This window comes from Streptomyces sp. NPDC048600 (assembly GCF_055587025.1).
This window is the reverse complement of record NZ_JBVJGZ010000002.1, coordinates 79183-99952: the sequence shown is the minus strand read 5'-3', so window position 1 is coordinate 99952 and position 20770 is coordinate 79183. Positions and strand designations below refer to the sequence as shown.

Genomic DNA, 20770 nt, shown 5'->3' with positions numbered 1-20770 from the left:
TAAGTCCTCCTTGGCATGCGACCACTCGGCCAAGGAAACGTGAACGGCGCCCATCAGGGCGGATCAAGTGCGCCGGATCTGCAAGGATGAACGGCGAATCCAGAGTGTGAACAGCAGTGAGGAGATCGCCGTGTCGGGTATGTCGGCGGGCCGGTCAGCCATGCGGATGGGACCCGCTGAGCTGGTGCAGGCGGCGGCCATGGCCCGCCGCTTCTACCTCGAGGGCAAGTCCAAGATCCAGATCGCCGAGGAGTTCGGCGTCAGCCGCTTCAAGGTGGCCCGGGTCCTGGAAACCGCCCTCGAACGGGATCTCGTACGCATCGAGATCCGCGTGCCGGCCGAGCTGGACGCCGAGCGTTCCGACGCTCTGCGCGCCCGCTACGGCCTGAGACACGCCGTCGTGGTCGAGTCCCCGGCCGAGGCCGAGGAGACCCCCGACCCCGAGAACCTCGGCGAGGTCGCCGCCGACCTGCTCGGCGAGCTCGTCAACGAAGGGGACGTCCTCGGCCTGGCCTGGGGCCGTTCCACGATCCACATGGCGGCGGCGCTGGACCGGCTGCCCCCGTGCACGGTCGTGCAGCTGACGGGCGTGTACGACGCCGGGACCGCCGAGCGCGGCTCCGTGGAGGCCGTGCGGCGTGCCGCGCAGGTCTCCGGCGGCGACGCGCACCCCATCTACGCGCCGATGTTGCTGCCCGACGCGGCCACCGCGTCCGCGCTGCGCAACCAGACCGGCATCGCCCGGGCCTTCGAGTACTTCGACAAGGTCACGGTCGCCTGTGTGTCCATCGGCTCCTGGGAGCCGGGCATCTCGACGGTGCACGACATGCTCAGTGACGAGGAGCGGGCCCACTACGCCTCGCTCGGTGTCGCCGCCGAGATGTCCGCCCATCTGTTCGACACGCAGGGCCGCCGGGTCGGCCGGGACCTGGGGGAGCGCTGCATCACGGTCAAGGCCGACCAGCTCCGCCGGATCCCCGAGGTCGTGGCGATCGCGGGCGGTCAGCGCAAGGCGTCCGCGATCGACGCGGTGCTCCGCTCCGGGCTCGTCACCTCCCTGGTGACCGACACCTCGGCCGCCGACTACCTGATGACCGCGGGCCCGACCCCCAAGCCCGCCCTCAACCGGGCCGACCCGGACGGAGTCTGACGGAGTGTGACCCGGGGACGGCCGTGGCAGCATCGACGACAAGCTGCCGCGGTTCGTCCCCCGGGCGCTGCCCTGCCCGCTCCCGCCGCTGACGGGGTGCTCCGGCACCAGGGTCGGCACGCCGACGAGCGCGGCTGCTCCGACCGCTACGACAGCTTCCGGGTGGTGCTGAGATGACGGCGTACGTAGTCGAGCTCGACCTCGACGGGGTGACGGACAAGGCGGGCCTGATGGACCGCTGTGCCGAGACCCTCGCCCTTCCCGCGTGGTTCGGCCGCAACTGGGACGCCCTCGCGGACAGCCTCGCCGACCCCGGCGTGTGGCCCGACGAGGTCGGCGACCGCGATCTGCTGCTGCTCGTGCGCGGCTGGCGGCCGTACGCCCGGGTCCGGCCGCAGGAGTGGGAGACCGCCCTCGACGTGTTCACCCAGGCCATGGGCGGCATGCCGGCCCTCACCGTGCGGCTCGCCCTTGGAGGATCCTCCCAATGACTCCCTGAACAGCCTGGACGAACCGACCGTGTATCGCGAACCAGTCGACATGGGACAATGAAGTACGTGCTCATTCCCCCTGGCTGACCTGTCCGGGGGCCGCCTCTGATCGACTGGGATGTGCAGCACGTGCGTTTCCTCAACGACGTCCAGCCCTCGTACGACCTGACCTACGACGACGTCTTCATGGTGCCGAGCCGCAGCGCGGTCGGCTCCCGGCAGGGTGTGGACCTCAGCTCCCCGGACGGCACGGGCACCACGATCCCGCTCGTCGTCGCCAACATGACCGCCATCGCCGGCCGCCGCATGGCCGAGACCATGGCGCGCCGCGGTGGTCTCGTGGTCATCCCGCAGGACATCCCGATCGAGGTCGTCACCGAGGTCGTCTCCTGGGTCAAGAGCCGCCACCTGGTGCTGGACACCCCGATCGTGCTGGCGCCGCACCAGACGGTCGCCGACGCGCTGGCCCTGCTGCCCAAGCGCGCGCACAACGCCGGGGTCGTCGTCGACGAGCACCACCGGCCGATCGGTGTCGTCACCGACCAGGACCTCACCGGCGTGGACCGCTTCACGCAGCTCGAGGTCGTCATGTCCAAGGACCTGCTGCTGCTCGACGCGGACATCGACCCGCGCGAGGCGTTCACCACCCTCGACACCGCCAACCGGCGCTACGCCCCGGCCGTGGACGGCGAGGGCCGGCTGGCCGGCATCCTGACCCGCAAGGGCGCCCTGCGCGCCACCCTCTACACCCCGGCCGTGGACGCCCAGGGCCGGCTGCGTATCGCGGCCGCCGTCGGCATCAACGGCGATGTGGCCGGCAAGGCCAAGCAGCTGCTGGACGCGGGCGTGGACACGCTGGTGATCGACACCGCGCACGGCCACCAGGAGTCGATGATCAGCGCGATCAAGGTGGTGCGGGCGCTCGACCCGCGGGTGCCGATCGTCGCGGGCAACATCGTCTCCGCGGAGGGCGTCAAGGACCTGATCGACGCGGGCGCGGACATCATCAAGGTCGGTGTCGGCCCCGGCGCGATGTGCACCACCCGGATGATGACCGGCGTCGGCCGGCCGCAGTTCTCCGCGGTGCTGGAGTGCGCCGCCGAGGCGCGGAAGTACGGCAAGCACGTCTGGGCCGACGGCGGTGTGCGTCACCCGCGTGACGTGGCGATGGCCCTCGCGGCCGGTGCCTCCAACGTGATGGTCGGCTCCTGGTTCGCCGGCACCTACGAGTCGCCCGGCGACCTCCAGCACGACGCCAAGGGGCGGGCCTACAAGGAGTCGTTCGGCATGGCCTCGGCGCGGGCCGTGCGCAACCGCACCTCCGAGGAGTCGTCCTACGACCGGGCCCGCAAGGCGCTGTTCGAGGAGGGCATCTCCACCTCCCGCATGTTCCTCGACCCGGCCCGGCCGGGCGTCGAGGACCTGGTCGACTCGATCATCGCGGGCGTCCGCTCCTCGTGCACCTACGCCGGCGCCAACTCCCTGGAGGAGTTCGCCGAGAAGGCCATCGTCGGCATCCAGAGCGCGGCCGGCTACGCCGAGGGCAAGCCGCTGCACGCCAGCTGGAGCTGACACTCCGACACCTTCCACGACGGCCCCCGCCACCCGGCGGGGGCCGTCGTCGTCCGTGCGCCCGACCGCCCCGCGGACCGTACGAAAACGCCCGAACGCAACACTCGACAGCCTTCGTGCAACGAAAGTCCACCGCTGTGCGAGGAACGCAACGATCTTGCGGACATGCGCAAGGTTGCTGCATTACGACGGCAACGTCCCGGCTCATAGGGTGCTGCGCTGTACGAGGTGTGGCGGGGAGTCCGCTCGGTGCGGTTCCCCGCGGGGCGGGGTGCCGCCGTGTCCCCGTCCCCCAGATCGGCAGCGATAAGGAGCCGCGCGTGCTCGACCAAGGCGCACCCATGCAGGACCGCAGAGAGACCGTTCCCGTGTCCCCCGGGATCGGTGCGCGCCTGCTGCGCAGGAAGCCCGTGGAACAGCTGGTCGCCGAGGGCGGCCAGGGTGAAGGGGGTTCGCTGCGGCGCTCCCTCGGGCTGTGGCAGCTCACCATGATCAGCATCGGTGCCACTCTGGGCACCGGTATCTTCGTCGTCCTCGGCGACGCCGTTCCCGAGGCCGGTCCGGCCGTCACCCTGGCGTTCGTCATCGCCGGTCTGACCGCCCTGTTCTCGGCCCTGTCCTACGCCGAGCTGGCCGGCTCCATCCCCGTCGCCGGCTCCTCCTACTCGTACGCGTACGCAACGATGGGCGAACTCGTCGCCTGGGTCTGCGGCTGGTGCCTGGTGCTGGAGTACGGCGTGTCGGTGGCCGCGGTCGCCGTCGGCTGGGGCGAGTACCTCAACGAGCTGCTCGACGGCACGATCGGTGTCACCATCCCCGCCGCGCTGTCCTCGGCGCCCGGCGAGGGCGGCATCGTCAACCTGCCCGCCCTGATCGTCGTCCTGCTGGCGATGGTGTTCCTGCTCGGCGGTGTCCGGGAGTCCGCCCGCGCCAACACCATCATGGTCGCGGTGAAGATCGTCGCTCTCGTGCTGTTCTGCGCGGTCGGCTTCATGGGCTTCAAGTCCGGCAACTACCAAGACTTCATGCCGCTCGGCATGGCCGGTGTCAGCGCCGCCGGTGCCACCCTGTTCTTCTCGTACATCGGCTTCGACGCCGCCTCCACCGCCGGTGAGGAGGCCAAGAACCCCAAGCGGGACCTGCCGCGGGCGATCATGCTCTCGCTGATCATCGTGACCGCGCTGTACGTGCTGGTCGCGGGTGTCGCCGTCGGCGCCTGGCACTGGACGAAGTTCGAGGGCTCCGAGGCCTCCCTCGCCACGATCATGAACGACGTCACCGGCCAGACCTTCTGGGGCACGCTGCTCGCGCTCGGCGCGGTCATCTCCATCGCGAGCGTGGTGCTCACCGTGCTCTACGGCCAGACCCGCATCCTGTTCGCGATGTCCCGCGACGGCCTGGTGCCCAAGGCGCTCGGCAAGGTCGACGTCCGCACCGGCACCCCGCGGCTGAACACCGTCGTCGTCTCCCTGTTCTGCGGTGTGCTCGCGGCGATGATCCCGCTCGGCAAGCTCGTCGACGCCACCAGCATCGGCACGCTGTTCGCCTTCGCCCTGGTCAACATCGCGGTGATCGTGCTCCGCTACAAGCGGCCCGGCCTGGAGCGCACCTTCAAGGTCCCGTTCGGTCCGGTGCTGCCGGTGCTGGGCTTCCTGTTCTGCGCCTGGAACATGTTCAGCCTCGACACCGTCACCTGGGTGGTCTTCGGGTGCTGGATGGCCGTGGGTCTCGTGTTCTACTTCCTGTACGGCGTTCGCCGTTCCCGTCTCGAGACGCCCGAGGCGTCCGTAGCTGAAGTGAAGTGAACCACCCGCAGTGCTGAACGATCTCGACGAACGCATCGTGCACGCCCTCGCCGAGGACGCCCGCCGCTCCTACGCGGACATCGGGCAGCTCGTCGGCCTGTCCGCGCCCGCCGTGAAACGGCGCGTGGACCGGCTGCGGGCGACCGGGGCCATCACCGGATTCACCGTGCGGGTGGATCCGGCGGCGCTCGGCTGGGAGACCGAGGGGTTCGTCGAGATCTACTGCCGGCGCAACACCTCGCCGGAGACTATTCAGCGGGGGCTTGAGCGGTACCAGGAGGTTGTGGCCGCGTCCACCGTCACGGGTGAGGCGGATGCGGTCGCTCAGGTCTTCGCCTCCGATATGCGGCACTTCGAGCGGGTGCTCGAGCGGATCGCCGGGGAGCCGTTCGTTGAGCGCACCAAGTCCGTGTTGGTGCTGTCGCCGTTGCTTCGGCGGTTCTCCTCGGGCTCGCCCACATGACCGCTGCGCGCGGCTAGCCGAAGTCCCCTCCTCGCGCAGGGCCCCTGCGGGTGCGGGTGCGGGTGCGGGTGCGGGGGTGCGGGTGGTGGGTGGCTTTCGCGCAGTTCCCCGCGCCCCTTAATGGTGGGTGTGGGTGGTGGTCGGCTTTTGCGCAGTTCCTCGCGCCCCTTTGTGGGTGGGTGCGGGTGGCGGGTGGGTTTTGCGCAGTTCCCCGCGCCCCTTAATGGTGGGTGCCGGTCGTGGTCGGCTTTTGCGCCAGTGCCCGCGTCCCTTGGAGGTGGGTGTGCTGGGGGTGTGGTCAGGGGCGCGGGGAACTGCGCGAACAGCCACCGACTGCCCGCGGATGGCCGATAGGCGGCAGAGGCAGCTGCGGCGTGGCTTTTTGGGGGCGCGGGGAACTGCGCGAACGGCCACCGACTGGCCGCGGACGGTCGACGAGGGGCGCGGCGAACTGTGCGGGTGGGGGGTGGGGGTCAGTCGGCCGGTTTGCGGGCCAGGGTGTTGTTGCCTATCGAGTTGTGCACGCTGAAGCTCACCGCGTCGGAGCGGTAGCGGTCGTCGGACCACTCGACGGGCCGGCCCTCGCGGGTAGTGGTCACCCGGCGAACCCGCAGCAGCGGACTCGTGCGGCGGATGCCGAGCAGCTCCGCGTCCTGCGCGCCCGCGGCGACCGCGTCGATCACATGCTCGCCGTACGCGAAGACCAACCCCGTCTCGTCGTACAGGCGTTGGGTGACCGACGGACAGTCGGGCTCGATCGCCACGACCGCGGGCGCGATCCAGTCGGCGTACACCGTGCGCTCCAGCAGCACCGGCTCGCCGTCCAGCCCACGCACCCGCAGCACGTGCAACACGGGCGTTCCCTCGCGCAGTTGGAGGCGTACGGCGTCCTCCTTGGAGGCGGCCCGGCGCTCCTGGGCGACGACATGTCCGGTCGCCTCACGGCCCATCGCACGCGCCCACTGGGCGAAGCTGCGCAGTTCGGCGAAGCTCTGGCTGCGGCGGCTGGCCAGCACCACGCGACGGGCGCCCTGCCGGGAGCCGATGAGTCCCTCGGACGTCAGCGCGGCGACCGCCTGGCGGACCGTGCCGCGCGACACGCCGTACTGGGCCGCGAGGTCCGTCTCCGCTGGCAGCAGGCTGCCGACGGTGTACTCCTCGCGGTCGATCGCGCGCCGCAGTGCCTCGGCGATCTCCTCGTGTCGTGCCGCCATGCTTCCCCTCTGAGTCGGTTGCTGTGCACAGCGTGACCAGCTTAAACGAGGGGCAGGGGTGCTCGGCGGCGGTCGGGAGTGTGCATGCAATCCGGGTTCAGGGTTCCGGCGCCGTTCACCGACGCGACATTCGGACCGGGCGTACTGAGGCCAACTTGTTCAGACAAGTTGATCCCGAACGTCTCCATCACCCTCGTGCGCCCCCTGGAGAAACCCGTGTCCGTGTCCCTGTCGAGAACCGCTCCTCTCGGCGCCCTCCTCGCCGTCGCCGCGCTCGCCCTGAGCGCCTGCGGCGCCGCTCCCGACAACGAGTCCACCACCGCCGACGGCAAGAACGCCGCCACCGCCACCTCCGGCGCCGACTTCGGCGGCATGGACGCCCTGGTGAAGGCGGCCAAGAAGGAGGGCACGCTGAACGCGATCGCGCTGCCCCGCGACTGGGCCAACTACGGCGCCCTCATCGACGGCTTCGAGAAGAAGTACGGCATCGAGGTCGAGGTCGAGGCCCCCGACGGCTCCAGCCAGGACGAGATCAACGCCGTCACCTCCCGCAAGGGCCAGGACCGCGCCCCCGACGTCCTCGACCTCGGCAGCTCCTTCGCGCTGAGCGCCGCCCAGCAGGGTCTGCTCGCGCCGTACAAGGTCGCGGCGTTCGCCGACCTCCCCGAGGGCCAGAAGGACGCGCAGGGCCGCTGGTACAACGACTACGGCGGCTACATCTCCATCGGCTGCGACGCGAAGCGCGTCAAGCAGTGCCCGCAGACCTTCGCCGACCTGCTCCAGCCGCGCTACAAGGGCCAGGTCGCCCTCAACGGCAACCCCACCAAGTCCGGCTCCGCCTTCGGCGGCGTCTGGGCGGCCGCGCTCGCGAACGGCGGCTCCTTCGACGACATCCAGCCCGGCCTCGACTTCTTCAACGAGCTCAAGAAGAACGGCAACTACACGCCCGTCGAGTCCACCCCGGCCACCGTCGAGAAGGGCGAGACCCCGATCAGCATCGACTGGGACTACCTCAACGCCGGTTACGCCGAGGAGTTCAGGTCCAAGGGCCTCGACTGGCAGGTGTCGGTTCCCTCCGACGGCCAGTTCTCCCAGTACTACTCCCAGGCCGTCAACAAGGACGCCCCGCACCCGGCGGCCGCCCGGCTGTGGGAGGAGTACCTCTACAGCGCCGAGGGCCAGAACCTGTGGCTGAACGGCTTCGCCCGCCCGGCCCTGATGCCCGCCATGGAGAAGGCCGGCACCCTCGACAAGACGGCCGCCGCCAAGCTGCCGAAGGTCGACGGGACGCCCTCCTTCCCGACCGAGGAGCAGCAGGGCAAGGCCAAGACCGTCCTCGGCGAGGGCTGGGCGAAGGCCGTCGCCGGATGACGAGCGCCCTCACGCGGGCCGACCCGGTCTCCGCCGCTTCGGTGAAGCGGCGGCGCCGGTCCCTCGGCTGGGTGGCCGTCGTCCCGCTGCTCGCCTTCACCGCGCTCGCCTTCGGGCTGCCCGCCCTGGCCATGCTGGACGGCGCGTTCACCGTCAAGGACCCGGCCACGGGCGCGACTTCGTACAGCGCCGACAACCTGACCCACTCGCTGCAGGGCGCCTACCTCACCGCCCTGCTCGGCAGCGTCGAGCTGTCCGCCGTCTCCGCCGCGCTCGCCGCGCTGCTCGGGCTGCTGATCGCCCAGGCCGTGGTCACCTCCCCGTTCCGCGCGCTGCGCGAGGCCGTGCTCACCGCCTCCGGCGTCCTCGCCAACTTCGGCGGGGTGCCGCTGGCCTTCGCCTTCGTCGCCACGCTCGGCAACGCCGGTGTGCTGACCCGGCGGTTCGGTCTCACCGACAAGGGCTGGGACCTGTACAGCTTCTGGGGGCTGGTCCTCGTCTACCTGTACTTCCTGATCCCGCTCATGGTGCTCACCGTCACCCCGGCCCTGGAGGGTCTGCGCTCCCAGTGGCGCGAGGCGGCGCAGAACAACGGAGCGACCCCCGCGCAGTACTGGCGGCACGTGGCCCTGCCCGTGCTGACCCCCACCCTGCTCGGCGGGTTCGTGCTGCTGTTCGGCAGCGCCTTCGCCGCGTACGCCACCGCCGCCGCGATGGTCGGCAGCTCCGTCCCGCTGGTCACCCTCCAGATCGCCGACGCGATCTCCGGGAACGTCCTGGTCGGCCAGGAGAACGTGGCGCTCGCCCTCAGCCTCGACATGGTCCTGGTCGCCGCCCTCGTCATGGCCGTGTACCTGCCCCTGCAACGACGGAGTGCCCGATGGCTCGCCTGAACCTGTGGCGGTGGGGTGTGCTCGGCCTCGCGGCCCTGTACTTCCTGGTGCCGCTCGCCGCGTCCGTGGTCTTCACCGTCGACGTGCCCGGCGAGGGCCTCACCTTCGACGCCTACACGCGGATCCTCTCCGCCGAGGGTTTCGGCGCCGGCCTGCTGCTCTCGCTGGGCCTCGCCGCCGTCACGATCGCCGTGGTCCTGGTCCTGATGGTGCCCGCCATGGTCGCGCTGCGCCTCGGCGCGCCCCGGCTGCGGCCGGTCGTGGAGATCGTGTGCTCGCTGCCGCTGGTGGTGCCGCCGATCGCGTTCGTCGCGGGCATCGGGACCGTCCTCAAGTGGGGGCCCGAGCATCTGTCCCGCACCCCGCTGTTCCAGACCTTCGTCGCGATCCAGAACGCCGACTTCCCCGTGGTGCTCGTGCCGGCGTACGTCGTGATGGCGCTGCCGTTCGCGCACCGGGCCCTCGACGCCGGGCTTCGGGCGGTCGACGTGCGCACCCTCGTCGAGGCCGCGCGCAGCTGCGGGGCCGGCTGGCCGCAGGCCCTCGTCCGGGCCGTGCTGCCCAATCTCCGCGGAGCGCTGCTCAACGCCTCCTTCCTCACCCTTGCCCTGGTGCTGGGCGAGTTCACCGTCGCCCAGCTGCTCGGCTTCCAGCCCTTCGCCGTGTGGATCGTGAACGCCAGCGGCTCCCAGGCACAGCTGTCCGTCGCCGTGTCCGTGCTCAGCCTGCTCGTCACCTGGGCCCTGCTTCTCGTGCTCGCCGGCATCGGCGGGCGGACCCGTACTACCTCCCGGGGATGAACCCATGACCGTTCTCGACAAGACAGCGACGCAGGCCGAAGCCTCCGCGGCACCGGCCGCCACCGTCGAATTCCGGCGCCTGAGACGGCAGTTCGGGGCCACCGTCGCCCTCGACGGCCTCGACCTGACCGTCCGCCCCGGCGAACTCCTCGCCCTGCTCGGCCCGTCCGGCTGCGGCAAGACCACCGCGCTGCGCATGCTCGCCGGATTCGAACACCCCGACTCCGGCGCGGTGCTGGTGGACGGCGAGGACATCACCGCGGTCCCCGCGCACCGGCGCGACGCGGGCATGGTCTTCCAGTCGTACAGCCTCTTCCCGCACCTCAGCGCGCTGGACAACGTGGCCTTCGGGCTGCGCATGCGCAAGGTGCGCACGGCCGAACGCCGTTCCCGCGCTGCCGAGTTGCTGGACCTGGTCGGCCTCGCCGACAAGGGCGAGCGTTATCCGCACCAGCTCTCCGGCGGGCAGCAGCAGCGCGTCGCGCTGGCCCGCGCCCTCGCCCTGCGCCCGCGCGTGCTGCTGCTCGACGAGCCGCTGTCGGCGCTGGACGCCAAGGTGCGGCTGACCCTGCGCGAGGAGATCCGGCGCCTCCAGCAGGAGCTGGGCATCACCACCCTGTTCGTCACGCACGACCAGGAGGAGGCGCTGTCCATCGCCGACCGTGTCGCCGTGATGCGCGCCGGCCGGCTGGAGCAGTGCGCCGCGCCCGCCGAGCTGTACGGCAGGCCGGCCACCGCCTTCGTCGCCGAGTTCGTCGGCACGATGAGCCGCCTCCCCGGCACCGTCCGGGGCACCGACGTGGAGGTGCTCGGGCAGCGGCTGCCGATCGACGGGGACGCCCCGGCCGGCCGTGAGGCCGACGTGCTGGTGCGGCCCGAGGCCGTGCGGGTGCGCGCCGAGGAGCGGGGCGGCGCCGAGGTCGTGGCCACCGCCTTCCACGGCGCGGTCGTCCGGGTCACCGTGCGGCTCGGCGACGGCACGGAGGTGAAGGCGGACCTGCCCGCGTACGAGGCCGCCGGGCTCGGAACCGGAGCCGTCGTAGGCGTGTCACTGCCGGAGCGCCCGGTGCTGGTGGCGGAACGTACCGCCCGGTGACGAAAGAGAGAGCCCCCCACACCATGACCACCCCCCACGCCGACATCGCCAACCTCCCACGCCCCGAAGCCGGTTCCGCACGGCGGCCCTGGGCCGTGCTGTTCGACATGGACGGCACGCTCGTCGACACCGAGCGGCTGTGGTGGGCCGCGGTGGAGCGGGTGGCGGGCCGGACGCTGACCGAGGCGGACCGCCCGCAGGTGCTCGGCCGGGCGGTCGAGGACACCGCCGCCTGGCTCGCCGCCACCACCGGCCGTCCGGCCGACGGCCTCGCGGCCGCGCTGCACCGGGAGTTCGCCGACCGCGTCCGCACCGGCATCGTGCCCCGGCCCGGCGCGCTCGGCCTGCTCGACGCGCTGGCCCGCGAGCGCGTCCCCACCGCCCTGGTGACCGCCTCCCCGAGGGAGATCGCCGACACCGTCGTCGAGGCGCTGGGCGGCGCGGGCCGCTTCGACGTCTCCGTCACCGCCGACGACACCGGCCGCACCAAGCCCGCCCCCGACCCGTATCTCGCGGCCTGCCGCGCCCTCGGCGTCGACCCCGCGCACTGTGTGGCCGTGGAGGACACCGAGACCGGCGTGGCCTCGGCCGAGGCGGCGGGCTGTACGGTGCTCGCCGTGCCCTCGCTCGCGCCGATCGACAGCGCGCCCGGCCGGGAGGTCGTCGACACCCTGGAGGGCGTCACCCCGCAGGGGCTGCGCGGCATGCTGCCGCACCGGCTGCGGGTGATGACCTGGAACCTGTGGTGGGGCGGCAGCCAGGTCGACGACCACCGGGCCAAGCAGCTCGCCGCCCTCGCGGAGAGCGGCGCCGACGTGGTCGGACTCCAGGAGACCTTCGGCACCGCGGCCCAGGAACTCGCCGAGGCGCTCGGCTGGCACCACCACCGGGCGGGCGAGAACCTCGGCGTCATCAGCCGGTACCCGATCACCGCCCGCTTCGGCGATCCCGAGGTCGGCTTCTACGGCGCGGCCGGGGTCCGGATCGACGTGGCGGGCAGGCCGGTCGACCTCTGGACGGCCCACCTCGACTACACGCCCTACGGCCCGTACGAGGCGGCCTTCGACGGGCTGGAGACGGCCGGGCTGATCGCGCACGAGGGCGTACGCCTGGCCCAGATGCGGGACACGCTGCGGCGCATCGAGGAGGCGGCCGAACCCGGTGTGCCGGTGGTACTGGTCGGCGACTTCAACTGCCCGTCCCACCTGGACCGGCCGGACGTCGCCTGGCCGGTGACCCTGGCCGCCGAGGAGGCGGGGCTGCGCGACTCCTACCGCGAGGCCCGCCCCGACCCGGCGGCCGACCCCGGCCACACCTGGTCGCCGGTCCACACGCTGCACGAGGACGGCAGCGGCCGCCCCGAGCCGCAGGACCGGATCGACTTCGTCCTGTACCGAGGGCTCACGGTGCTGGACTCGCGGACCCTCGTCCGGGGCACGCCGCGCTGCTGGCCGGACGTGGCCGCCAACGAGTGGCCGTCGGACCACGCCGCGGTGATCACCGACTTCTCGGTGCCGGTGGCCGGTGTCACCGAAGGCACCCTCACGCCTCGGTGACGGTCTCCGGTGCCGTGCCGGTGGCTGGTGTTACCGGGGGCAACCATTGCGACCTGAGGGGTCGTCCCGTAGGTTGTGCCGCACTTTCTACCCGCGGGTAACACCCGGGTGAGTCCGGCCCACCGACCGTCCTGCCGCACCGGGGAGTCCATGCGCCCGCCCTTCGGCCGTCACGCCACCGTCCGATCCCGGATCGTGGCGCTCGCCGTCGCCCCGGTGCTCGCCCTGATGACGCTGTGGAGCTTCACCATGGTGTCCGTCACGGGCGAACTGCGGGCCCTGGTACGGCTGGAGGGCGTCTACGAGGACTTCGGCACCCCCGTCGACACGGCCGTCGGGCAGATCCAGATCGAGCGCCGCTACGCCGCCGCCTACCTCGGCGCGCCGCACAGCAACGACGCGGCCCTGGATCTCATGGCACAGGAGCGCCGCACCGACCGGGTGGTGGCCGCCCTGCGCGACGCCGTGCGCGAGGGCGACCGCGACCGGCTGTCCGACCGTCAACGCCAGGTCCTCGACGCCATGGTGAGCGCGGCCGGACGGCTGGACGGCCTGCGTGAACGGGTGCTCTCCCGGCAACTGTCCTGGGAAGCGGCGGTGGCGGAGTACAGCGCGCTCGTCGAGCCCGGCTTCGACGTCCAGTCCGCCCTCACCGCGCTCCAGGCAGGACAGCTCGCGCGCGAGGCACAGGTCGTCATCGAGCTGGTGCGGGTACGCGAGTTCGTCTCGCGGGAGGACGCCCTGGTCGCCGGGGCGCGGGCGGCGGGCGGGCTCACCGACGCCCAGTACGACACACTGACCGCGACCATCGAGGACCGCCGGATCTTCGAGCGGACCTACGTCCCCGATCTGCCGGCCGACTCGCGTGCCCTGTTCACCGGGTTCCGGGCCGGGGCGCTGCACCGGGAGCTGACCCGGGCCGAGGACGCCCTGCTGCGGGCAGGTGCGGACGGGGCCGGGCGGGCCGTCGCCGCGGACTCCTGGCGCACCACCACCGACCGGGCCGTCCGCCAGTACATGCTGCTGTGCACCGCGTCGGCCGAGAACTCCGCCGAGCGCGGGCGGTCCTTCGCCTACCGCGAGCTGACCAAGGCGGCCGTCGTCGGGGCGCTGGGGCTGGCCGCCGTAGGCCTGTCGCTCTGGTTCGCCGTACGCGGTGCCCGGCGGGTCTCCCGGCGGCTGGAGGCGCTGCGGGACGCGGCCGACCTGGCCGCGGGCCAACTCCCGTACGTCATGCGGCGGCTGGGCGCGGGGGAGGACGTGGACGCGGCGGCCGCGGCGCCGCCGCTGGCCGACGCCACGGCGGGCGGCGACGAGATCGCCCAGGTCGGACGCTCCTTCGACACAGCCCGGCGCGCGGCGGTGGAGGCCGCCGTCGTCCAGGCGGCCCTGCGCCGCGGGCTGTTCGCGGTGCTGCTCACCATCGCCCGCCGCAACCAGGCACTGGTGCACCGGCAGTTGAAGCTCGTCGACTCGCTGGAGCGGCGCACCGAGGACCCGGACGTGCTGCGGGAGCTGTTCCGCATCGACCACCTGACCACCCGGATGCGGCGGCACGCGGAGAACCTGATCATCCTCGCCGGGGCGGCACCCGGCCGTCGCTGGCGCAATCCGGTGCCCGTCGCCGACGTGGTCGCCTCCGCGGTGGGGGAGATCGAGGACTACGCACGCGTGGAGGTGCCGCCGATGGAACGCGTCGGTGTCGCCGCGGACGCCGTCGCCGACGTGGTGCACCTGATCGCCGAGCTCGTCGAGAACGCCACCGTGTTCTCGCCGCCGCACACCCGCGTCACCCTGCGCACCGGCCGGGCCGGGGGCGGCTTCGTCCTGGAGATCGACGACCGGGGGCTCGGCATGGACGCCGAGCAGATCGACGAGGCCCACCGCACCATCACCCGCCCCGACGCCTTCGACCCCACCCGCCACGACCGGCTCGGCCTGTACGTCGTCGGCCGCCTCGCCGCCCGGCACGGCATCACGGTCACCCTGCGCGACTCGCCGTACGGCGGGACGACGGCGGTGGTGCTGCTGCCGAGCCGGGTGCTGGCGGAGGCGGGGCCGGAGCGGGGCGTCGGTGCGGGGGGCGGCGTAGCGGAGGGGGCGGGCGCGCGGGACGTCGCACGCCAGGCGGATCAGGACCGCCCCGAGCCGACCCCCGCCCAGGTCCCCACTCCGACCCCCACGCCGACCCCCACGCCGACCCCCACCCCGGCCCCCCAGGGAGCCCCCACCCCCCTCCCTCAAGAAGCCCCCACCTCCGCCCCGCCCCTCCCTACCCGCGTCCGCCAGGCCTCCGTCACGGCCCGCCCCGCGCCCGCCCCCATGCCCGCCCCGGCGGAGCGCGAGGTGACGGCCGAGGAGATGCGGGCCGTGTTCGGCGCGTTCCAGCGCGGACTGGACCGGGGACGCCGGGGGCTGCCCCTGCCCACGGACGACGGCCCCGCCGCGGACGACGGGCCGCACAGCCACACCGGGAAGCCGAACAGCCACACCGGGAAGCCGCACAGCCACACCGAGGAAAGGGACGGACAACGACCATGAGCACTGAGCCCACCCAGCGGCCCGGCACGGACCTCGGCTGGCTGCTCGACGACCTCGTGGCCAGGACCGGCCAGGTCCGCCAGGCCGTGCTGCTCACCGCGGACGGTCTCCCGCTGAGCACCTCGGAGGGCATGCCGACCCGCGACGTGGAGCACCTCGCGGCCGTCTGCTCCGGCTTCCACGGGCTGGCCCGCTCGGTGGGGGAGCGGTTCGAGGCGGGCGAGGTGCGGCAGACGATGGTGATGCTCGACGACGCCTACCTCTTCGTCACCCCGGCCGGTGACGGCACCCGCCTCGCCGTGCTCAGCGAGGCGGCCACGGACGTGGGGCAGCTTGCGCACGAGATGGCGCTGCTCGTCCGCCGGGTCGGCCGGCACATGAACGCCGGCACGCGGTCGGCGGCCGACCCGGGGACCCCCTGATCCGGTCGTGTCCGACGAGCACTGGTACGAGGACGAGACGGGCGCGATGGTGCGCCCCTACACGGTCACGCACGGGCGGACCCGGCCCGCGCGGGGCATCAGCGTCGATCTGCTGTCCCAGGTCACGGCCCTGGAGCCGGAGGCGGGCGGCAGGCCGGGCGTCGACCACGCGCGCACCCGGCTGCTCGCCCTGCTGGGGTCCCGCCCCCGCCCGGTCGTGGAGCTCGCGGCGGACGCCGATCTGCCGCTGACGGTCGTCCGGGTGCTGCTGGGCGACCTGGCCGAGGCCGGTCTCGTGCGGATCGACGCGCCCCGACGGGCCGCCGGCCCCGCCGCACAGGCCGACCCCGAGCTGCTGCGCGAGATCGTGGACCGCCTGCGCGATCTGTGAACCAGGACGTCCCGCCGTCCCCACCTCTTCGGCAGGCGATCCGCGATCCGTGAAACCCACGACGCCCGCCGCCCGGGCCCCGGTGCCGTCGCCCGCCCACACCACCCCTGAACAGGCACATCGGCCGAATCCGGCCCAGGCCGCCCGCGCCCGGCGATCCCGGTTCCCGCCGGGCGGGGCGAGAGGCGCGCGAGGGGCGCGCAACGAATCGCCGCGAGAGCCCCGACGCACGCAACGATCAGCGCACCGGCGCGCAACGGCTTCTCCTTGTCCCGGTCGCTCGGCCACCCGTACCTTCTATGTGGCCCCCACACCCATTCGTCCCGGTGAGGAACACGCATGCGCACCGCCCTGCTCCAGAGCTCCGGCCGCCCCGGCTCGACCGTCGAGAACCTCAAGGTCCTCGACGAGGCCGCGGGCCGCGCCGCCGCCGCGGGTGCCGGGCTGCTCGTGACGGCGGAGATGTTCCTCACCGGCTACGCGATCGGCGACGACATCGCCCGGCTGGCCGAGCCCGCCGACGGCGAGGCCGCCGACGCGGTCGCCGAGACCGCGGCCCGGCACGGCCTGGCCGTCGCCTACGGCTACCCCGAGCGGGACGGCGACACGGTCTACAACGCGGTCCAGCTGATCTCCGCCGAGGGCACGCGACTGGCCAACTACCGCAAGACCCATCTCTTCGGCTGCTTCGAGCGCGACCACTTCACCCCGGGCGACACCCCGGTCGTCCAGGCCGAGCTGAGCGGCCTCACCGTCGGCCTGATGATCTGCTACGACGTGGAGTTCCCGGAGAACGTCCGCGCCCACGCCCTGGCCGGCACCGATCTGCTGCTGGTGCCCACCGCGCAGATGCACCCCTTCCAGTTCGTCGCCGAGTCGGTCGTACCGGTCCGCGCCTTCGAGAACCAGATGTATGTCGCGTACGTCAACCGGGTCGGGCCCGAGGGCGAGTTCGAGTTCGTCGGCCTGTCCACGCTGGCCGGCCCCGACGGAGTCGCCCGCACCCGCGCCGGCCGCGACGAGCAGCTCGTCCTCGCCGACGCCGACCCGGTGTTCCTCGCCGAGTCCCGCGAGAACAACCCGTATCTGAAGGACCGGCGTCCCGGCCTCTACGGCTCCCTCGTCTGAGCCGCTCCCCAAGCCTCCCCCCAGTCTCGTTCCGCGCAAGGAGTCCGTACCCCATGACGTCCACCGTGCCCAACGCCGTCGAGCACGTCGACGAGCCGCAGCAGCCGCCGATCACCATGTTCGGCCCGGACTTCCCCTACGCCTACGACGACTTCCTGGCGCACCCGGCGGGCCTCGGCCAGATCCCCGCGACCGAGCACGGCACCGAGGTCGCGGTCATCGGCGGCGGCCTGTCCGGCATCGTCGCCGCGTACGAGCTGATGAAGATGGGCCTCAAGCCCGTCGTCTACGAGGCCGACCGGATCGGCGGCCGACTGCGCACCGTCGGCTTCGACGGCTGCGACGATTCGCTCAACTGCGAGCTGGGCGCGATGCGCTTCCCGCCGTCCTCCACCGCCCTCCAGCACTACATCGACCTGGTGGGCCTGCAGACCCGGCCCTTCCCCAACCCGCTGGCCGAGGCGACCCCCTCGACCGTGGTCGACCTCAAGGGCGAGTCGCACTACGCCGAGACGGTCGACGACCTGCCCCAGGTCTACCGCGACGTCGCCGACGCCTGGAACCGCTGCCTCGAAGAGGGCGCCGACTTCTCCGACATGAACCGCGCGATGCGCGAGCGGGACGTGCCGCGCATCCGCGAGATCTGGGCGAAGCTCGTCGAGAAGCTGGACAACCAGACCTTCTACGGCTTCCTGTGCGACTCCGAGGCGTTCAAGTCCTTCCGCCACCGCGAGATCTTCGGCCAGGTCGGCTTCGGCACCGGCGGCTGGGACACCGACTTCCCCAACTCCATCCTGGAGATCCTCCGCGTCGTCTACACCGAGGCCGACGACCACCACCGCGGCATCGTCGGCGGCTCGCAGCAGCTGCCGGAGCGCCTGTGGGAGCGCGAGCCGGAGAAGATCGTCCACTGGGCGTACGGCACCTCGCTCGCCACACTGCACGAGAACGGCGAGCCCCGCCCGGCCGTGACCCGGCTGCACCGCACCGCGGGCAACCAGATCACCGTGACGGACGCGGCCGGCGACATCCGCACCTTCAAGTCGGCGATCTTCACGGCCCAGTCCTGGATGCTGCTCTCCAAGATCGCTTGCGACGACGCGCTGTTCCCGATCGACCACTGGACCGCCATCGAGCGCACCCACTACATGGAGTCCAGCAAGCTCTTCGTGCCTGTGGACCGCCCCTTCTGGCTGGACAAGGACGAGGAGACCGGCCGGGACGTCATGTCGATGACGCTGACCGACCGCATGACCCGCGGCACCTACCTGCTGGACGACGGCCCGGACAAGCCCGCCGTCATCTGCCTGTCCTACACCTGGTGCGACGACAGCCTCAAGTGGCTGCCGCTGTCCGCGAACGAGCGGATGGAGGTCATGCTGAAGTCGCTCGGCGAGATCTACCCGAAGGTCGACATCCGGAAGCACATCATCGGCAACCCGGTGACTGTCTCCTGGGAGAACGAGCCCTACTTCATGGGCGCGTTCAAGGCCAACCTGCCGGGCCACTACCGCTATCAGCGCCGCCTGTTCACGCACTTCATGCAGGACCGGCTGCCCGAGGACAAGCGCGGCATCTTCCTCGCCGGCGACGACATCTCCTGGACGGCCGGCTGGGCCGAGGGCGCCATCCAGACCGCGCTGAACGCGGTGTGGGGCGTCATGCACCACCTCGGCGGCGGGACCGACGCCACCAACCCCGGCCCCGGCGACGTCTACGACGAGATCGCCCCGGTCGAGCTGCCCGAGGACTGACCGGGCCCGCGCACCGAGGCGCGGGCGGCCGGACCGAGACGCCGGCCGCCCGCGCCTTCTCGAACACCGGGGAGTCCGTCCCCGGAGCAGCGCGCCGCGCTCAGTCCCGCAGCGGCGTGAGCAGCATCCGCCCCGCGAAGCCCACGGCCGCGTCCAGCCGCTGGGTGAACTCCCCGGCCACATCGGGGAGCCGGCGCAGCGCCCACAGGGCACGCGCGGCGGCCCAGGTGGCGTCGCGGGCGCGGTCCAGGCTCCAGGCGCCGATCAGATGCGTGAGCGGGTCGGCGATCTGGAGCAGGTCGGGACCCGGCATCAGCTCCTCGCGGACCCGCTCCTCCAGCGTCACGAGGAGCTCGCCCACCCGGTCGAACTCGTCCTCCAGCTCGGCGGGTTCGCACTCCAGACTGCGGCAGGCGTCCACCACGGCCAGCGCCAGATCGTGCCCGATGTGCGCGTTGATCCCCGCGAGCGCGAACTGAAGGGGACGTACTCCGGGATGGCGGCGGAGCTGGAACAGCGGCCGCCAGCAGGCGGGCGGACGGCGGTCGTCGGCGGCCGCGTCCACCGCGTCCAGATAGCGCCGCGCGAACCGCACGTCCAGGGTGACCGCGGCGGCCGGGTCGGTGAACCGGCCCGTGTCGATGTGCCGGTCGACCTCCTCGGTGACGGCCAGATAGACACGGTTGAACACGGCGACCCCGTCCCGTTCGGGAAGCGCCGCGTCCAGCGCGCGCATCCGGGAGACGACCGTGTCGACGGGTGTGGTGAACTGTTCCAACTGCGCCATGGGGGCAGGGTCCCAGCCATAGGCTGACCGGAGTGCCGGCGGGCCCGACGCTTCCCCAGAACGGGGGAACGTCCCCCGCCGCGCGGGAGGGGGAGAACACTGTGGCAGGCTCACGCGCCCGTCGGCTGACCGAGCGCAGACGGGCGGTGCGGCGCCACGCGCTGGTGGGCGCCGCGTCGTTGGTGGTGGCCGTCGGCACCGTCACCGGCCTGGTCGCCGCCGCCGACGACCGGTCCCGCTCCGACGAGGCCCGGCCGCCGCGGCTGACCGGAACACCCCGCGTCGCGCAGCCCTCGGTCCGCCCGTCGCCGTCCCCGTCCACGTCGCCGAGCCCGTCCCCCTCGCCCAACGCGTCCGAGAAGCGCGTCCGGCCCCGGGTCACGACGAAGGCGCCGTCTCCCGCACCGAGCAGGACGCCCAGCGCCGCTCCGGCCGACGCCCGGCTGTACCGGCATCCCGACTCCCAGGTGCTCGCATGGGTGCGCGCCCACCCCGACGACCCACGCCGGCCGGTGATCGAGTCGCGTATCGCCGGGCACCCGGCGGCGGTGTGGTTCGCCGACTACACGCCCGGTGCCATCACCGACCGGGTCGCCGCCGTGACCTCGGGCGGCGCCGCGCAGGGCCGCGTGCCGGTCCTCGTGCCGTACGTGATCCCGGGCCGCGACTGCGGCGGGTACTCCGGGGGCGGGGCGCCCGACCTGGCCGCCTACGACGCCTGGATCGACGCCTTCGCGGCCGGATTGGGCTCGGGCGAGGTCATGGTGATCCTGGAACCCGACTCCGTCGCCGACTCCGACTGCCTCAGCGAGGACGAGCGCACCGGCCGCTTCGCCTCGCTCGCACGCGCGGGCCGGGTACTGAAGGCGGCCAACCCCCGTGCCCGTGTGTACTTCGACGCGGGCCACTCCGACTGGAACACCGCCGCCGAGCAGGCGGCCCTGCTGCGCCGGGCCGGCGCAGCCTCGCCGGTGTCCTCGGACGGCGTCTTCAGCAACGTGTCCAACTTCCAGGCCACCGCCGAGGAGATCGCCTACGACCGCCGGGTGCTGGACGCCCTCGGCGGCCCGGCCGGCCTCGGGGCCGTCATCGACACCAGCCGCAACGGCAACGGCGCCCCGGCCGACGGCGAGTGGTGCGACCCGGAGGGCCGAAGCCTCGGCCGCACCCCGGACCTGGCCACGGGAGAGGCACGGATCGACGCCTATCTGTGGGTCAAGCTGCCGGGGGAGTCCGACGGCTGCAAGGGCACCCCGGGCACCTTCACCGCCTCCTACGCCTACGAACTGGCCCGCTGACCCCCCTCACCCGGAACGGGCGTGCGGGCGGCCGGCGA

Annotated in this window: 18 protein-coding genes; 16 read left to right on the top strand and 2 right to left on the bottom strand. The window is 72.5% G+C overall.

What is annotated here, in order from left to right; all coding sequences use genetic code 11:
• Positions 1-106 precede the first annotated feature (106 nt).
• From ACZ6SQ_RS02585 to ACZ6SQ_RS02565, 5 genes are all read left to right on the top strand, one after another.
• Positions 107-1150: a sugar-binding transcriptional regulator gene (locus ACZ6SQ_RS02585; protein ID WP_469555957.1), complete on the top strand. Its 1044-nt coding sequence runs from the start codon at positions 107-109 to the stop codon at positions 1148-1150.
• A 173-nt stretch (positions 1151-1323) separates the two neighbouring features.
• Positions 1324-1641, top strand: a complete 318-nt coding sequence (locus tag ACZ6SQ_RS02580; protein ID WP_469555954.1) for a barstar family protein — start codon at positions 1324-1326, stop codon at positions 1639-1641.
• 129 nt (positions 1642-1770) lie between these two features.
• Positions 1771-3213 carry a GuaB1 family IMP dehydrogenase-related protein gene (locus ACZ6SQ_RS02575; RefSeq protein WP_469556611.1) on the top strand — a complete coding sequence of 481 codons (1443 nt, stop codon included), beginning with the start codon at positions 1771-1773 and terminating at the stop codon, positions 3211-3213.
• A 320-nt stretch (positions 3214-3533) separates the two neighbouring features.
• On the top strand, positions 3534-5018 hold the full coding sequence (locus ACZ6SQ_RS02570) for an amino acid permease (RefSeq protein WP_469555952.1): 1485 nt from the start codon (positions 3534-3536) through the stop codon (positions 5016-5018).
• Positions 5019-5028: 10 nt separating this feature from the next.
• On the top strand, positions 5029-5481 hold the full coding sequence (locus ACZ6SQ_RS02565; RefSeq protein ID WP_205385847.1) for an Lrp/AsnC family transcriptional regulator: 453 nt from the start codon (positions 5029-5031) through the stop codon (positions 5479-5481).
• Positions 5482-5954: 473 nt separating this feature from the next.
• Here the strand turns inward: ACZ6SQ_RS02565 and ACZ6SQ_RS02560 are convergent, their stop codons facing one another.
• Positions 5955-6695 carry a GntR family transcriptional regulator gene (locus ACZ6SQ_RS02560; RefSeq protein WP_469555951.1) on the bottom strand — a complete coding sequence of 247 codons (741 nt, stop codon included), beginning with the start codon at positions 6693-6695 and terminating at the stop codon, positions 5955-5957.
• Positions 6696-6911: 216 nt separating this feature from the next.
• Between ACZ6SQ_RS02560 and ACZ6SQ_RS02555 the strand changes: the two genes are divergently transcribed.
• The 10 genes from ACZ6SQ_RS02555 to ACZ6SQ_RS02510 all read left to right on the top strand — a co-directional run bounded on the left by ACZ6SQ_RS02555 (position 6912) and on the right by ACZ6SQ_RS02510 (position 18647).
• Positions 6912-8066, top strand: coding sequence for an ABC transporter substrate-binding protein (locus ACZ6SQ_RS02555; protein WP_469555947.1), 1155 nt, complete (start codon positions 6912-6914; stop codon positions 8064-8066).
• Complete coding sequence (locus tag ACZ6SQ_RS02550; RefSeq protein WP_469555945.1) at positions 8063-8959, top strand: ABC transporter permease; 897 nt, start codon at positions 8063-8065, stop codon at positions 8957-8959. The genes ACZ6SQ_RS02555 and ACZ6SQ_RS02550 overlap by 4 nt, the downstream gene beginning before the upstream one ends.
• Positions 8947-9759: an ABC transporter permease gene (locus ACZ6SQ_RS02545; RefSeq protein WP_469555943.1), complete on the top strand. Its 813-nt coding sequence runs from the start codon at positions 8947-8949 to the stop codon at positions 9757-9759. The genes ACZ6SQ_RS02550 and ACZ6SQ_RS02545 overlap by 13 nt, the downstream gene beginning before the upstream one ends.
• Before the next feature lie 4 nt (positions 9760-9763).
• Entirely contained in the window at positions 9764-10855 is a 1092-nt protein-coding gene (locus ACZ6SQ_RS02540; protein WP_469555941.1) for an ABC transporter ATP-binding protein, read from the top strand.
• A gap of 23 nt (positions 10856-10878) precedes the next feature.
• A complete protein-coding gene (locus ACZ6SQ_RS02535) occupies positions 10879-12411 on the top strand; it encodes an HAD-IA family hydrolase (protein ID WP_469555939.1) in 1533 nt (510 codons plus the stop codon).
• A gap of 150 nt (positions 12412-12561) precedes the next feature.
• Positions 12562-14952: a sensor histidine kinase gene (locus tag ACZ6SQ_RS02530; RefSeq protein ID WP_469555937.1), complete on the top strand. Its 2391-nt coding sequence runs from the start codon at positions 12562-12564 to the stop codon at positions 14950-14952.
• Positions 14949-15374, top strand: a complete 426-nt coding sequence (locus tag ACZ6SQ_RS02525) for a roadblock/LC7 domain-containing protein (RefSeq protein WP_469555934.1) — start codon at positions 14949-14951, stop codon at positions 15372-15374. Before ACZ6SQ_RS02530 ends, ACZ6SQ_RS02525 begins: the two co-directional genes overlap by 4 nt.
• Before the next feature lie 7 nt (positions 15375-15381).
• Entirely contained in the window at positions 15382-15765 is a 384-nt protein-coding gene (locus tag ACZ6SQ_RS02520; protein WP_389336336.1) for a DUF742 domain-containing protein, read from the top strand.
• A gap of 339 nt (positions 15766-16104) precedes the next feature.
• Positions 16105-16893, top strand: a complete 789-nt coding sequence (locus tag ACZ6SQ_RS02515; protein WP_469555931.1) for a carbon-nitrogen hydrolase family protein — start codon at positions 16105-16107, stop codon at positions 16891-16893.
• Between the two features lie 53 nt (positions 16894-16946).
• A complete protein-coding gene (locus ACZ6SQ_RS02510) occupies positions 16947-18647 on the top strand; it encodes a flavin monoamine oxidase family protein (RefSeq protein WP_469555928.1) in 1701 nt (566 codons plus the stop codon).
• A gap of 100 nt (positions 18648-18747) precedes the next feature.
• Here the strand turns inward: ACZ6SQ_RS02510 and ACZ6SQ_RS02505 are convergent, their stop codons facing one another.
• Entirely contained in the window at positions 18748-19434 is a 687-nt protein-coding gene (locus tag ACZ6SQ_RS02505) for a DUF5995 family protein (protein WP_469555925.1), read from the bottom strand.
• A 161-nt stretch (positions 19435-19595) separates the two neighbouring features.
• On the opposite strand from ACZ6SQ_RS02505, the gene ACZ6SQ_RS02500 reads away from it, so the two are divergent.
• Positions 19596-20732 carry a glycoside hydrolase family 6 protein gene (locus tag ACZ6SQ_RS02500; protein WP_469556609.1) on the top strand — a complete coding sequence of 379 codons (1137 nt, stop codon included), beginning with the start codon at positions 19596-19598 and terminating at the stop codon, positions 20730-20732.
• Positions 20733-20770: the final 38 nt, after the last annotated feature.

Coding starts and splice junctions, on each gene's coding strand:
- ACZ6SQ_RS02580 (WP_469555954.1), top strand. CDS start 1,324: ATGACGGCGTACGTAGTCGAGCTCGACCTCGACGGGGTGACGGACAAG.
- ACZ6SQ_RS02560 (WP_469555951.1), bottom strand. CDS start 6,695: ATGGCGGCACGACACGAGGAGATCGCCGAGGCACTGCGGCGCGCGATC.
- ACZ6SQ_RS02550 (WP_469555945.1), top strand. CDS start 8,063: ATGACGAGCGCCCTCACGCGGGCCGACCCGGTCTCCGCCGCTTCGGTG.
- ACZ6SQ_RS02545 (WP_469555943.1), top strand. CDS start 8,947: ATGGCTCGCCTGAACCTGTGGCGGTGGGGTGTGCTCGGCCTCGCGGCC.
- ACZ6SQ_RS02540 (WP_469555941.1), top strand. CDS start 9,764: ATGACCGTTCTCGACAAGACAGCGACGCAGGCCGAAGCCTCCGCGGCA.
- ACZ6SQ_RS02535 (WP_469555939.1), top strand. CDS start 10,879: ATGACCACCCCCCACGCCGACATCGCCAACCTCCCACGCCCCGAAGCC.
- ACZ6SQ_RS02530 (WP_469555937.1), top strand. CDS start 12,562: ATGCGCCCGCCCTTCGGCCGTCACGCCACCGTCCGATCCCGGATCGTG.
- ACZ6SQ_RS02525 (WP_469555934.1), top strand. CDS start 14,949: ATGAGCACTGAGCCCACCCAGCGGCCCGGCACGGACCTCGGCTGGCTG.
- ACZ6SQ_RS02515 (WP_469555931.1), top strand. CDS start 16,105: ATGCGCACCGCCCTGCTCCAGAGCTCCGGCCGCCCCGGCTCGACCGTC.
- ACZ6SQ_RS02510 (WP_469555928.1), top strand. CDS start 16,947: ATGACGTCCACCGTGCCCAACGCCGTCGAGCACGTCGACGAGCCGCAG.
- ACZ6SQ_RS02505 (WP_469555925.1), bottom strand. CDS start 19,434: ATGGCGCAGTTGGAACAGTTCACCACACCCGTCGACACGGTCGTCTCC.